A 13,151-nucleotide genomic window follows, 5' to 3' on the forward strand; every position below is an offset into this window, starting at 1 on the left:
AAAGGCCATCGGACGCGGTTAATCTCCGCCCATGCGCCGTCCTGTCACGGTGGTACTCGCCGCCGTCCTGTTCGCCTCGAGTCTGACAACGATGTCAGCCGCCTCCGGGCTGAGTCCTGCCGACTTCGTCGATCCCCTCATCGGCTCCGCCGGGGACGGCAACACCTACCCCGGCGCCACCGCGCCGTTCGGGATGCTCGCCTGGAGTCCGACCAGTACGCGCGGGGACCAGACCAGTACCGGCGCCGCCAACGGCTACCAGTACGACACCACCCGGATCCGTGGCCTGAGCCTGACCCACGTCAACGGCGCGGGCTGCAACCCGGGCGCCGCGGGGGACGTGCCGATCCTGCCGTTCGCCGGCGACGTCACCTCGTCGCCGACCGCCGACACCACCGACGCGATCTACGCGAGCAACTTCAGCCACGCCGACGAATCGGCGACGCCGGGTCGCTACAAGCTTGGTCTCGCGAACGGCGTCACGACCGACGTCGCCGCGACCGAACGCACCGCGATCGGCGCCCTGCAGTACCCGGCGGGCAAGCCCGCCAGCCTGCTCTTCCGGACGTCGAACTCGCTCAACGGCAGCGAAGACGCCGAGACGCACCTCGATCCGGCCAACCGCAAGGTCACCGGGTCCGTGCTCACCGGCGCGTTCTGCGGCCGCCGGGCGAACGGTGGGGTCAACAACCGCAAGTCCTACTACCGCCTGTACTTCACCGCGCAGTTCGACCAGCCGTTCGCGGGCACCGGGACGTGGAAGGACGCGACGCTGCAGCCGGGCGGCCTCGACCAGACCGGCGGCGAGGGGTACGCGACCGGCGCCGACCGTGCCGGCCGGGGTTCCGGCGGGTACGTCACCTTCGCGCCCGGCAGCAAGGTCACCATGCGGATCGCGATCTCGTACGTCTCCCTCGACGGCGCGGAGCGCAACCTGCGGGCCGAGCAGCCGCCGACGTCCACGGTGGACAGCGTCGCGGCCGCGACGAAGAAAGCGTGGAACACCGAGCTGAGCCGCGTGGACGTCAGCGGCGGCACCGCCAACCAGCAGATCACCTTCTACACCGCGCTCTACCACGGCCTGCAGCAGCCGAACCTCGTGAGCGACATCGATGGCCAGTACCTCGGGATGGATCAGAAACCCCACCGCCTCGCCCGCGGTCAGGACGCGCAGTACTCCAACTTCTCCGGCTGGGACCAGTACCGCGCGCAGGTGCAGCTCCTAGCGCTGCTCGAACCCCGCGTCGCCGGGAACTTCGCGCAGTCGCTCTACAACTACGCGCAGCAGAACGACGGCGTCTGGGACCGCTGGGTGCACGTCAACGGCGCGACCCACGTGATGACCGGCGACCCGACGGCGGCGACGCTCGCGACGTTCTACGCGATGGGCGTCCGCAACTTCGACTACCGCGGTGTGTTCGACTCGCTGTACAAGCAGGCGACCGTGCCGCGCCCGGAGGGACTGCAGGACGGCGGTTGCCCGGGGCAGTGCGTCGGCCAGCGGCCGAACCTCGCGCAGTACCTGACGTCGCACTACGCGCCCAACGACGTCTGCCACTGCTGGGGCGGCGCCGCGGAGACGCTCGAGGACGCGGTCGCGGACTTCGCAATCGGACATTTCGCGGAGCTGCTGGGTCGTACTCGCGAAGCCGCGGAGCTGCATGCCCGGGGTGCTTACTGGCGCAACGTGTACAACCCGGAGACCGGCTACATGCAGGCCCGCAACGTCGACGGCGGCTGGGTGACGCCGTTCGACCCGGCCAGCGACCGTGGTTTCGCCCAGGGCAGCGCGGCGGCGTACACGTGGATGGTCCCGCAGGACGTCTCCGGCCTCGCCGACGCGATGGGCGGCAAGGCGAACGCCGTCACCCGCCTTGACGGCTTCTTCCACGACGCGAACGGGAACTGGCAGCTCAAGGGCGGCGGCCCGCTCAAGTACGACCCGACGAACGAGCCCGACATCCACGCGCCGTGGTTGTACAACGAACTCGGCCAGCCGTGGAAGACGCAGGAAACCGTCCGGCAGCTGGTGAACTCGGTGTACGGGACCGGACCGTCGGGCCTGCCCGGCAACGACGACCTCGGCACCATGTCCGCCTGGTACGTCTTCGCCGCGCTCGGCATCTACCCGCGCACGCCGGGATCGGGCGAGCTGCTGCTGTCGAGCCCGCTGTTCCCGAGCGCCGTGATCCGCCCGGCGGCCGGGGCACCGATCCGGATCACGACGTCGGGCAGCGGCAAGTACGTCGCGGACGTCCGGCGCGGTGGACGTCCGCAGCGGGACTGGAAGCTCGACGCGTCCTTCCTGCGCACCGGCAGCTCCCTGGATGTCCGATTGTCGGAAACGCCCACGTTGTGGGGGACTTAGGGTTCCAGCGCGACGTGCGGGAGGCGGCGGTCCAGCCAGTTGGGCAGCCACCACGCCCGCGCGCCGAGCAGGCGCATGATCGCCGGGACGAGCAGGCAGCGGATCACCAGTGCGTCCAGCAGCACCGCCACCGCCAGGCCGAGCCCGAACTGCGTCAGCATCCGCGACGGGTCGAGGAGGAACGCGCCGAACACCAGCACCATGATCGCGCCGGCGGCGGTGATCACGCCGCCGGTCGCGGCCAGGCCTTCGCGCACCGCGAGCCGCGTGTCGCCGGTGCGCCGCCACTCCTCGTGCATCCGCGACACGAGGAACACCTCGTAGTCCATGGACAGTCCGAACACGATGGCGAAGATCATCACCGGCACGAACGCCTCGATCGGGCCCGGCTGCGCGCCGAACCAGCCGTCGCCGAACACGAGCGTCATCACGCCCAGCGAGGCGCCGATGCTCAGGAGGTTCAGCAGCGCCGCCTTGAGCGGGATCAGGACCGACCGGAAGACGACCATCAGCAGCAACGCCGACAGCCCGACGACCACCAGCACGAACAACGGCAGCCGGTCGGCGACGGCGTCGGCGAAGTCCGTCGCGGCCGCGACCGAACCCCCGACCAGGTAGCGGCCGGGCAGTGACGGCAGGACTTCGGTGCGCAGGCGCGTCACCAGTTCGGCGGTCGCCCCGTCCTGCGGTGACGTCGTCGGGAATGCGAGCACCGTCGGGCCCTTCGGCGGCAATGCGCGGGCGATCCCGGGTGTGGACGCAAGTCGTTGCTGCAGCGCGACAGGATCACCGTCTTCGGTGACGACGGCGAGCGGTCCGCTGAAACCCGGGCCGAACCCTTCGGCCATGAGGTCGTACGCCTTGCGCGTCGTCGACCCCACAGGGTCGGTGCTCGAATCGGCGAACCCGAGCCGCATGCCCCCCGCCGGTATGGCCAGTCCGACGAGAACGATCAGCCCGATCGCCAGCGGCGCGAGCGGCCGACGCTGGACGCCGTCCGCGAGCCGTCGCCAGGCCTTGCCGTGCTCGCGCTTGATCGCGTGCTTCCGGATTCCGCGTTCCAGCCGCTTGCCGAACAGGGACAGCAGCGCGGGGAGCAGCGTCACCGAGGCGAGCATCGTCATGAGGACGGTGAGCGCGACGGCCAGCGCGACGCCCTGCAGTCCGCCGAGCCCGAGGGCGAGCAGGCCGAGCAGCGCGATGATCACCGTCGTTCCGGCGAACAGCACCGAGCGCCCGGCGGTGTCGAGCGCGCGCCGCGCCGCCGTGTCGCGGTCGTGGCCGTCGAGGATCTCGCCGCGGTAGCGGGAGAAGATGAGCAGCGCGTAGTCGACGCCGACACCGAACCCGACCAGCATCATCAGGGGCGATGTGTAGCTCGCGATGTCGACGTAGTGCGAGACGATCGTGATCGCGCCGAGCGTGCTGCCGACCGCGAACACCGCGGTGATGACCGGCAGGCCCGCCGCGAGCAGCGAGCGGAACAGGAACACGAGCACGACCAGGGCGCCCAGCAGCCCGACGCCTTCCGCAGGCCCGCCGCCCTTCGAGATGCGCTCGATCGGGTCGCCGGCCAACGCCACTTCGACCGGTCCGGCCTGTTTCGCGGCGGCGGCGAACTTGACGATGTCGTCGTACGGAAGATCGGCCGAGGCCGCGTCGAAGGTGACGGTCGCGTAGCCGATCCGGCCTTCGGGCGACAGCGTCTCGAAGGGCCCGGTCACCGCCCGCACGTGGGGCTGCAATCGGACATTTCCCAGAACTTCGTCGACTGCAGCTCGCTGCGTGGCAAGCCCGGGTTCGGCCTTCAGGACGATCTGTGCGGTCGCTCCGGACTGCGCGGTGTTCTTCAGGAGGTCGACGACCTGCTGCGACTCGGTGCCCGGGGGGGGGGGGGGGGGGGCTTTGTCGTCGTGGAAGGCGCTCCCGGTGAGCCGGGAGGTGAATGTGACGGCGAGGAGGACCAGGGCCCAGAGGGCGACGGCGAGCCACCGGTGGCGTTGCGCCCAGCCGGCCAGGCGCGCCAGCCGTCCGCCGGAGATGAGAGTGATGGTGTCCATGGCGGACAAGAATCCGCGAGAGCTGCACTACTCCGCGTCGCGCTCCGGAGGGCACTTCGGGTGCTCCCAGCGGTGTCCCTTAAGGCCTTTCCCGTACTCCCGCGGGGGTAGGGCTCAGGGGGTGAGCCAGCGCGGCGTCACCGCGCCGGACTCGTACGCGAGCACGACGAGCTGGGCGCGGTCGTGGGCGCCGGTCTTCGTCATGATGCGGCTGACGTGCGTCTTCGCCGTCGCCGGGCTGAGCGTGAGTTCGCGGGCGATCTCTGCGTTCGACAGCCCGGCCGCGACCAGGGACAGCACCTCGCGTTCGCGATCGGTGAGCCGGTCCAACGCCGGCGACGGCGCAGGGCGGGTGACGCGCGCGGCGAATTCGGAGATCAGCCGCCGCGTGATGGACGGCGCCAGCAGCGCATCGCCACGCGAGACGACGCGCACGGCGTGGATCAGCTCCATGGGCTCGGTGTCCTTGACCAGGAACCCGCTGGCGCCGGCGCGCAGCGCGCCGTAGACGTCTTCGTCGAGGTCGAACGTGGTGAGGATGACGACCTTCGTGCCGGCCGTCGTCGGGTCTTCGAGGAGGTAACGGGTGGCGGCCAGGCCGTCGAGCACCGGCATCCGGATGTCCATCAGCACGACGTCCGGCCTGTGCTCGCGAGCGGCCTGCAGAGCTTCGCGCCCGTCCGCGGCTTCGGCAACGACGTCGATGTCGGCTTCACCGTCCAAAATGGACCGGAAGCCGGCGCGGACCAGCCGCTGGTCGTCGACGAGCAGGACGCGGATCATCGGCCCATCATCGCACCGGCAGCCGGGCACGCACCCGGAAACCGCCGCTTTCGCGCGGTGCGGCAGTCACTTCGCCGCCGAGCGCACGCGCGCGTTCGGTCATACCGCGGATCCCGTTGCCCGCCGGGGCAGAGCCGCCCCGTCCGTCGTCGTCGACCTGCACCGACAGCTCGGTTTCGCCGTATCCCAGCCGGACGACGACGGTCTCCGCGGCGGCGTGCTTCGCGACGTTCGTCAGAGCTTCCTGCACGACCCGGAACGCGGCGTGCTCGACGTCCGGCGGCAGGTCCCGGGCGACGCCGTCGATCTCGGTGCGCACGGTCAGCCCGGACGCGCCGGCCGATTCAGCCAGCTCCGCGACGCGGGAGAGCGCGGGCGCTCCGGTCCGGCGCAGCATGCCGAGGGTCGCGCGCAACTCCTGGAGTGCGGTCTTGCTCGCGTCCTTGATCGCCCCGAGTGCTTCCTCCGCCTGCTCCGGGTCACGGCGATGCAGTGCAGCTCCGGCCTGCACGTTGATCAGCGCGAGGTGGTGACCCAGCGCGTCGTGCAGCTCTCGCGCGATGCGGAGACGTTCGTCGGCCCGCGCTTCGGCTGCTTTGGTGCGCTCGGCCGCAGCGCGGAAATGCACGACCGCGCCGCCCGCGACGAGCGCGACGAACCAGCCGGTCATCAGGAAGAACGCGAAGTTGTCGACGTGCCGCCCGGTCCGCGAGCTGATTTCGCCGACCACGACACCCGCCATCGCCGCGACGACCAGCAGCGCGGCGCCGCGGATCCGGCCGGCCGCGGCGGCGGTGTAGAGCGTGTAGGCGAAGGCGAGCAGCACCAGCCCGTCCGGATCGGTCAGCGGGTAGTAGAGCGCGCAGCAGACCAGCGCGAACCCGGCGACGGCCAGTGGATACCGGCGGCGCAGGAACAGCGCGGCGCAGCAGGCGACCGTCAGGACCCAGCCGAGCACGACGTGGTTCCCGGGTTCGGCGGTGTCGCTCAGGACGGCGAACAGCGAACCCGCGAGCACGGCGACGGTGACCGCGAGTTCCGCGGCGTACGGCCGTAACCAGGACATACGGCGAGTCTAGGACGCCACGCGCGGGTGGATGGCGCGACGGGACGGGATTTGCCCACAATGCACTGGGTTCCGACCGCGATTTTCCTTTGTAACAAACGATTTCCGGTCACCGACTAGGCGGCATTGGTTCGCTTGGCTAAGGAGTGGTCGTGGGTAAGAAGCTCGGGTTGATCCTGGCGGCAGGCCTGCTGGTCGCGGGCTGTGGTGTCGGTTCGCCCCAGGTCAAGGAAGCCGGCAACGTCGGTGTCGTCGAATCGCCGTCGTCGACGTATTCGACGCCCGCGTATTCCGTTCCGGTCACGACCGCGGCGCCCACCACGTCCGAAGTGCCGGTCGCCACGACGGTTCCGGCCGCGCCGCAGACGACCGCACCCAAGGCTGTCGCACCCAACGCCGTCACGCCGAAGACGACCGCGGCGAAAGCTCAGGCGCCGAAGACCACGGCCAAGCCCGCGCCGCAACCGGCCGCGTGCGGTGCCGACTACTACCGGAACTCGGACGGCACCTGCGTGCACCGGCCGAGCACCAACCCGTCCGGCGCGACCGCCCTCTGCAACGACGGCAGCTACAGCTACAGCCAGCACCGTTCCGGCACCTGCTCGGGGCACGGCGGAGTGCGCACCTGGCTGTGAGATGTGCGGCATCAAGCACGATTCGATCGGAAACCCCCATCGCGTAGGTACAGTGCATGAAGTTGCATGATGCGTACTAAATACACACTGGGGGTGTGGTGTCCCGTCCCGAAGGGGCCAGCCGCGCGATCGTCGTCGTCCTCGCTTCGTGCGGCCTGGTGGCGTCGTTCATGCAGACCCTGGTCGTGCCGCTGATCCCGGTGTTCCCGAGGCTGCTGCACGCCTCGGCCGCCGACGCGTCGTGGGTGGTCACCGTGACGCTGCTCGCCGCGGCGGTGATCACCCCGGTCAGCGGGCGGCTCGGCGACCTCTACGGCAAACGGCGGATGATCCTCGTCAGCCTCGCCGTGCTCATCGTGGGTTCCGTCGTTTCCGCGACGACCAGCGCGCTCGCGTTCCAGATCCTCGGCCGCGGCCTCCAGGGCTGCGCGATGGGCGTCATCCCGCTCGGCATCAGCATCATGCGCGACGAACTCCCGCCCGAACGCGTCGGCGGCGCGATCTCCCTGATGAGCGCGACGCTCGGGGTGGGCGGCGCGATCGGCCTGCCGGTCGCGGCCATCGTCGCCGAGAACGCCGACTGGCACGTCCTGTTCTGGACGGCCGCCGGGCTCGGGCTGGCCTGCGCGCTGCTGATCCTCACCGTGGTGCCGGAGTCGCCGGTACGCACGCCCGCACCGTTCGACTACTTCGGCGCGTTCGGCCTCGCTGCGGGGCTGCTCTGCCTGCTGATCCCGGTGGTGAAGGGCGGCACGTGGGGCTGGGCCAGCCTGCCGACGCTCGGGCTGGCCGCGCTGGCCGTCGTCATCCTGCTCGGCTGGGGCGCCTACCAGCTGCGCAGGCACGATCCGCTGGTCGACCTGCGCGTCTCCTCCCGCCGTCCGGTGCTGTTCACGAACCTGGCGTCGATCATGGTCGGCTTCGCGTTGTACGCCATGGCGTTGTCGTTCCCGCAGCTGCTGCAGGCGCCGTCGTCGACCGGCTACGGCCTCGGTCAGTCGATGGTCGAATCCGGGCTCACGCTCGCGCCGAACGGCCTGGTGATGATGCTGCTCTCGCCGGTTTCGGCGCGGCTCATCAACCGGTTCGGCCCGCGTCCGACGCTGATGACCGGCGCGCTGGTGATCGCGGTCGGGTACACGTTCGCGATCGTCCTGATGGACAACGCGCTCGAGCTCATCACGGCGTCGGTGATCATCGGCGCCGGCGTGGGGATCGCGTACGCGGCGATGCCCGCGCTGATCATGGGCTCGGTGCCGGTCACCGAAACCGCGTCCGCGAACGGCCTGAACGCGCTGATGCGGTCGGTCGGCACGGCGGTCTCGAGCGCGGTGATGGCGGCGATGCTGGCGCAGCTGACGATCAGCGTCGGCGGCCTGGCGGTGCCGTCACTGGCCGGCTTCCGTGCGACGTTCGCGGTGGCCGCGTGTGCAGCTCTGGCCGGTGTCGCACTGGCCGCGTTGGTGCCGAAGCGACGCCCGGCGCCGGCCCTGGTCGGCGTCGTGTAACCGCGTCTGCGTGTGAAGGGGCCGTCAGTTCTTACGCGCCACCAGGGCCAGACCGCCGCACGCCGACGGGTCCGCCGGCACGTCCTCGGGCGAGTCCGGGCGCCACTCCGGGATGAACACGATCCCGGGGTCGACGATCTCGAAGCCGTCGACCAGGGCGCGGAGCTCGTCCGCCGAGCGCGGGATGACCGGGTTGGAGCTCTTCTTGTACATCGCCACCGCGCGCGCCGTCTCGTCGCTCTGCCGCTCGTGCGTGGCGGACGACAGCGCCAGGTAACTGCCGGGCGCGAGCGCGTCGCGGTAGGCCCCCAGCAGCCGGGCGGGGTCGCGCTCGTCCGGGATGAAGTGCACGAACAGCGCCATCACCACCATCACCGGCTGGTCCAGGTCCAGCATCATCTCGGTGGTGTCGTGCTCGAGGACGTCGTCCGGGAACTCGGCGTCGGCGAACACCATCGCCGCGTTCTCGTTGTCCTCCAGCACGATCTCGCTGTGCGCCACGGCGACCGGCTCGTTGTCGACGTAGACGACCCGGGACGTCGGGTCGGCGGCTTGCGCCACCTCGTGCACGTGCCCGACCGTCGGCATGCCCGAGCCGATGTCGAGGAACTGCCGGATGCCCTGGTCCATCCCGAACCGGATGGCGCGGCGCAGCCACTGCCGGTTGAGCTGCGCCCGCTCCCGCGCGTTCGGCTGCGCCGTCAGCACCTGCTCGGCGAACATCCGGTCGACGGCGTAGTTCAGTTCGCCGCCGAGGATGTAGTCGTACACGCGCGCCGCGTTCGGCTTGTCGAGGTCGATGCCGCGCCTAGCGAGTTCGTCTTCGGTCATCCGCCGCTCCCGGGCTGAGGTGTGAGGCGAGAATAGCCGGACACCCGGTCAGGCCTTGCGAGCGACCAGGGCCAGCTGGCTGGCCAGCTCCGGGTGCTCGCCGACCTCGTCGGGGTCGTCCGGTCGCCACTGCGGCGTGAACACGATGCCCGGCTCGACGAGCTCGAAGCCGCCGAGGAGCGCACTCAGCTCGTCACGGGACCGCGCGACCACGTTCGTGCCGTTCTTCTGGTACAGCTCGGCCGCGCGGCGCACCTCTTCACCCTGCCCCTCGAACGTGCCCGACGACAAGGCCAGGTAGCTGCCGGGCGCCAGCGCGTCCCGGTAGGCGGCGATCAGGCCGGCGGGGTCGCGCTCGTCCGGGATGAAGTGCACGAACGCGGCCATGATCAGCATCACCGGCTGGTCGAAGTCCAGCATCATCTCGGTGGTGTCGTGCTCGAGGACGCGGTCCGGGAACTCGGCGTCCGCCTGCACCATCACCGCGTTCTCGACGTCCTGCAGCACGATCTCGCTGTGCGCGACGGCGACCGGCTCGTTGTCGACGTAGACCACCCGCGACTTCGGGTCGATCGCCTGGACGACCTCGTGGACGTGCCCGACGGTCGGCATGCCCGAGCCGATGTCCAGGAACTGCCGGATCCCCTGCTCGGCGCCGAACCGGACGGCGCGCCGCAGCCACTTCCGGTTCATCAGGGCCAGGTCCTTGGACTCCGGCCGCACCGCGAGGATCTTGTCCGCGAACATCCGGTCGATGGCGTAGTTGAGCTTGCCGCCGATCAGGTAGTCGTACACGCGCGCCGCGTTCGGCTGGTCGAAGTCGATGCCGCGCTGCGCGTGCTGGTCGGTCATGGCCGCTCCTCGCCGTCGATGTGACGGCGAGGATAGCCGGATTCACAGCAACGGCGGCACCACGGCATCGATGAGGTGCGGCCCGGGTTCGGCGAACGCGCGCTGCAGCTGTTCGGCGAGTTCCTCGGCGGTCGTCGCGCGGGTCGCGGGTACGCCCATGCCCTCCGCGATCTTCACGAAGTCCATGTCCGGGCGCGAGAGGTCGAGCAGCTCGTTCGCCTTCGGGCCGCCCTGCGCCCCGACGCGCTGCAGCTCCAGCCGCAGGATCGCGTACGCGCGGTTGTTGAGCAGCACCGTCGTGACGTTCAGATTCTCCCGCGCCTGCGTCCAGAGCGCGGAGATCGTGTAGAGCGCGCTGCCGTCGGACTGCAGGTTCAGGACGGGACGGTCCGGCGCCGCCACGGCCGCGCCGGTCGCCACCGGCATGCCGTAGCCGATCGCTCCGCCGGTCAGCGTCAGGACGTCGTGGCGCGGCGCGCCCGCCGTCGCCGCCGGCAGCATCAGGCCGGACGTGTTGGCCTCGTCGGCGATGATCGCGTTGTCCGGCAGCGTCGCGCCGATGACGTCGACCCAGTTCTGCGGGGTCAGCGGGCCGCTCGGCAGTGCGGGCCGGGACGCCTGCTGCAGCGCCGGCTCGGTGTCCGCGGCGACGAGCTCGGCGACCTCGTTCAGCGCGCGCGTGACGTCCTGCCCGACCGACGCAAGCGTGTGCACCTGGGCACCTTCCGGCACCAGGTCGCTCGGCTTGCCCGGGTAGGCGAAGAACGACACCGGCGCCTTCGTGCCGGCGATGACGATGTGCTTGATCCCGCCGAGCTGGTAGGTGACCTGCTCGGCGAGGTACCCGAGCCGCTCGATCGTCGGCAGGCCCTCGCCGCGCTCGAGCCGGGACGGGAAGGTCTCGACGAACGCCTTCGCGCCGGTCGCGGCCGCGATCCGGCTGGCCGCGCGCAGTCCTTCTTCGCGGCACGCGCCGCCGCCGATCAGGAGCGCGACCGGTTCGCCGGTGCCGAACACCGCGGCGACGTCCTTGACGGTGGTCGCGTCGACGGCCTGCGGCACGCGCGGCGGAATCGGCGCGCACGTCTCGCCGCCTTCGCCCCACGAAGCGTCGGCGGGGAGGATCAGCGTCGCGACCCGGCCGGGCGCGTCCTGCGCGGCGGCGACCGCGGCGGCGGCGTCCGCGCCGACGTCCTTGGTGTGCTCGGAGCGGCGCACCCAGCCTTCGAGCGAGCTCGCGATCGACTCGATGTCCGACTCGAGCGGCGCGTCGTACTGCTTGTGGTAGGTCGCGTGGTCGCCGACGACGTTGACGATCGGCGTGTTCGCGCGGCGCGCGTTGTGCAGGTTCGCCAGGCCGTTGCCAAGCCCGGGGCCGAGGTGCAGCAGCGTCGCGGCGGGCTTGCCGGCGATGCGCGCGTATCCGTCTGCAGCTCCGGTGACGACGCCTTCGAACAGCGCCAGCACGCCCCGCATCTCCGGGACGGTGTCCAGCGCGGCGACGAAGTGCATCTCCGACGTGCCGGGGTTGGCGAAGCACACTTCGACGTCGGCGTCGACCAGGGTGCGGATCAGGGACTGGGCGCCGTTCAGCTCGCTCATGCGGTTCCTTCGGTGAAGAGAACGCCGGGGTTGAGGATCCCGGCGGGGTCGAAGCTCTGCTTGATCCGGCGCATCAGCTCGATCTTCGCCGGGTCTTCGAGTTCCTGGTAGTAGGCCGCCTTGGTGCGGCCGAGGCCGTGCTCACCGGAGATCGCGCCGCCCAGCTGCATCGCGTGGGCAAAGATGTCGGTGAGCAGCTGCTTGCGCTTGTCCGTGTCCTTGCAGAAGATCCCGAGGTGCACGTTGCCGTCGCCGGCGTGCCCGCAGCCGATCGCGCCGCCGCCCGCGGCCATCGCGAGCTCTCGCGCCTTCCTGATGAACTCCGGCATCGCGGTGCGCGGCACGACGACGTCGATCACGTCGTCGGCGCCGGCCGCCTTCGCGGTCCAGAAGGCCTTCTCGCGGGCTTCGATGAGCTTGCGCGCGGCACCTCCGTCGAGGACGTAGACATCGGTCGCGCCGAGCTCGCCGAGCAGTTCGCCGACGGTCTCGACGTCCTGCTCCAGCCGCTCGCCCTCACGGTTCTCCAGCGCCACGACGAGGTAGGCCTCGGTCGCCTCGCGGATCTTGTCCGGGACACCCAGCTCGAGCTTCTCGTTGTAGACGATCGCCGCCATCGTCAAGTTGTCGATGTACTCGAGGATGTGCGGCGCGAGCCCGCTGGAGACGATCGCCGGCACGGCGGCCATCACCTGGTCGAAGTCACCGAACGGGGCGAGCACGGTGGCGCCGTGGGTGAGCCTCGGGTGCAGCTTGACGATGATCTCGGTGGCCAGCGCGAGGGTGCCCTCGGAGCCGATGATCAGCTGGGTGAGGTCGTAGCCGGTCGACACCTTGGACGTCTTGCCGCCGGTGCGGACGACCTCGCCGGTCGGCAGCACGGCCTGCAGGCCGAGGACGTTGTTGCGGGTGACGCCGTACTTCACCGCGCGCATCCCGCCGGCGTTGGTGCCGACGTTCCCGCCGACGCTCGCGCTCAGCTCGCCGGGATAGACGGTGTAGCTGAGCCCGGCTTCGGCCGTCTTGACGTCGAGTTCGGCGAGCGTCACCCCGGGCTGCACGACGGCGACGTGGTTGCCGGTGTCGACCTCGAGCACGGCATTCATGCGCTCGAAGGAGATGACGAGCCCGTCTGCACGCGGCCGCGCAGCGCCGGACAGACCGCTGCCAGAACCGCGCGCCGTCACCGGGACGCTGTGCTCTGAAGCGGCCTTCAGCAACTCCGCGACTTCTTCGGCCGTAGCCGGCTTCGCGACGTACGCGGGCATCTGCGGCTCCGCGGTCAGCGCTTCGTCGTGCGCGTAGTCCTCGGAGATCGCCTCGCCCGTGAGCAGGTTCTTGTCCCCGACGATCTCGGCCAGCCGTGCCGCCACGTCGCCCATCGAGAGTCTCTCCTCCGCGCCGTTGCTGTGGTGACCGCAGCGTAGTACGTACCGCCAGTACGCC

10 protein-coding genes are annotated in these 13,151 nt (G+C 70.5%); 3 read left to right on the forward strand and 7 right to left on the reverse strand.

Annotated features, from left to right (window positions below; translation table 11 throughout):
- Positions 1-31: 31 nt before the first annotated feature.
- On the forward strand, positions 32-2,368 hold the full coding sequence (locus ACGFMK_RS05785) for a GH92 family glycosyl hydrolase (RefSeq protein ID WP_392758778.1): 2,337 nt from the start codon (positions 32-34) through the stop codon (positions 2,366-2,368).
- Here the strand turns inward: ACGFMK_RS05785 and ACGFMK_RS05790 are convergent.
- From ACGFMK_RS05790 to ACGFMK_RS05800, 3 genes are all read right to left on the reverse strand, one after another.
- Positions 2,365-4,428 (reverse strand): MMPL family transporter, encoded by a 2,064-nt coding sequence (locus ACGFMK_RS05790; protein ID WP_392758779.1) that lies wholly within the window; start codon positions 4,426-4,428, stop codon positions 2,365-2,367. The genes ACGFMK_RS05785 and ACGFMK_RS05790 overlap by 4 nt on opposite strands.
- Positions 4,429-4,542: 114 nt before the next feature.
- Positions 4,543-5,211: a response regulator gene (locus ACGFMK_RS05795; RefSeq protein ID WP_392758781.1), complete on the reverse strand. Its 669-nt coding sequence runs from the start codon at positions 5,209-5,211 to the stop codon at positions 4,543-4,545.
- 7 nt (positions 5,212-5,218) lie between these two features.
- Positions 5,219-6,277 carry a sensor histidine kinase gene (locus tag ACGFMK_RS05800; RefSeq protein ID WP_392758783.1) on the reverse strand — a complete coding sequence of 353 codons (1,059 nt, stop codon included), beginning with the start codon at positions 6,275-6,277 and terminating at the stop codon, positions 5,219-5,221.
- Positions 6,278-6,429: 152 nt separating this feature from the next.
- Here ACGFMK_RS05800 and ACGFMK_RS05805 point away from each other — a divergent pair, with 152 nt between their 5' ends.
- Both ACGFMK_RS05805 and ACGFMK_RS05810 read left to right on the forward strand, forming a co-directional pair.
- Positions 6,430-6,912, forward strand: a complete 483-nt coding sequence (locus tag ACGFMK_RS05805) for a DUF3761 domain-containing protein (protein WP_392758785.1) — start codon at positions 6,430-6,432, stop codon at positions 6,910-6,912.
- Between the two features lie 98 nt (positions 6,913-7,010).
- Positions 7,011-8,420 carry an MFS transporter gene (locus tag ACGFMK_RS05810; RefSeq protein WP_392759351.1) on the forward strand — a complete coding sequence of 470 codons (1,410 nt, stop codon included), beginning with the start codon at positions 7,011-7,013 and terminating at the stop codon, positions 8,418-8,420.
- 24 nt (positions 8,421-8,444) lie between these two features.
- Here ACGFMK_RS05810 and ACGFMK_RS05815 read toward each other — a convergent pair whose 3' ends face one another.
- Genes ACGFMK_RS05815 through ACGFMK_RS05830 form a run of 4 tightly spaced genes read right to left on the reverse strand, consistent with a single transcriptional unit; the run spans position 8,445 to position 13,087 of the window.
- Positions 8,445-9,251 (reverse strand): SAM-dependent methyltransferase, encoded by an 807-nt coding sequence (locus ACGFMK_RS05815; RefSeq protein WP_392758786.1) that lies wholly within the window; start codon positions 9,249-9,251, stop codon positions 8,445-8,447.
- Positions 9,252-9,299: 48 nt separating this feature from the next.
- Complete coding sequence (locus ACGFMK_RS05820) at positions 9,300-10,103, reverse strand: SAM-dependent methyltransferase (RefSeq protein ID WP_392758788.1); 804 nt, start codon at positions 10,101-10,103, stop codon at positions 9,300-9,302.
- 42 nt (positions 10,104-10,145) lie between these two features.
- Positions 10,146-11,705, reverse strand: coding sequence for an acetolactate synthase large subunit (locus ACGFMK_RS05825; RefSeq protein WP_392758790.1), 1,560 nt, complete (start codon positions 11,703-11,705; stop codon positions 10,146-10,148).
- Positions 11,702-13,087 carry an FAD-binding oxidoreductase gene (locus ACGFMK_RS05830; protein WP_392758791.1) on the reverse strand — a complete coding sequence of 462 codons (1,386 nt, stop codon included), beginning with the start codon at positions 13,085-13,087 and terminating at the stop codon, positions 11,702-11,704. Before ACGFMK_RS05830 ends, ACGFMK_RS05825 begins: the two co-directional genes overlap by 4 nt.
- Positions 13,088-13,151: the final 64 nt, after the last annotated feature.

Origin of the sequence: Amycolatopsis sp. NPDC049252 (assembly GCF_043197175.1) — a bacterium.
In the GTDB taxonomy this organism is placed as follows: Bacteria; Actinomycetota; Actinomycetes; order Mycobacteriales; family Pseudonocardiaceae; genus Amycolatopsis.

Excerpts from the sequence above, each read along its gene's own strand:
- ACGFMK_RS05785 (WP_392758778.1), top strand. The coding sequence starts at position 32 with ATGCGCCGTCCTGTCACGGTGGTACTCGCCGCCGTCCTGTTCGCCTCG.
- ACGFMK_RS05790 (WP_392758779.1), bottom strand. The coding sequence starts at position 4,428 with ATGGACACCATCACTCTCATCTCCGGCGGACGGCTGGCGCGCCTGGCC.
- ACGFMK_RS05795 (WP_392758781.1), bottom strand. The coding sequence starts at position 5,211 with ATGATCCGCGTCCTGCTCGTCGACGACCAGCGGCTGGTCCGCGCCGGC.
- ACGFMK_RS05800 (WP_392758783.1), bottom strand. The coding sequence starts at position 6,277 with ATGTCCTGGTTACGGCCGTACGCCGCGGAACTCGCGGTCACCGTCGCC.
- ACGFMK_RS05815 (WP_392758786.1), bottom strand. The coding sequence starts at position 9,251 with ATGACCGAAGACGAACTCGCTAGGCGCGGCATCGACCTCGACAAGCCG.
- ACGFMK_RS05820 (WP_392758788.1), bottom strand. The coding sequence starts at position 10,103 with ATGACCGACCAGCACGCGCAGCGCGGCATCGACTTCGACCAGCCGAAC.
- ACGFMK_RS05825 (WP_392758790.1), bottom strand. The coding sequence starts at position 11,705 with ATGAGCGAGCTGAACGGCGCCCAGTCCCTGATCCGCACCCTGGTCGAC.
- ACGFMK_RS05830 (WP_392758791.1), bottom strand. The coding sequence starts at position 13,087 with ATGGGCGACGTGGCGGCACGGCTGGCCGAGATCGTCGGGGACAAGAAC.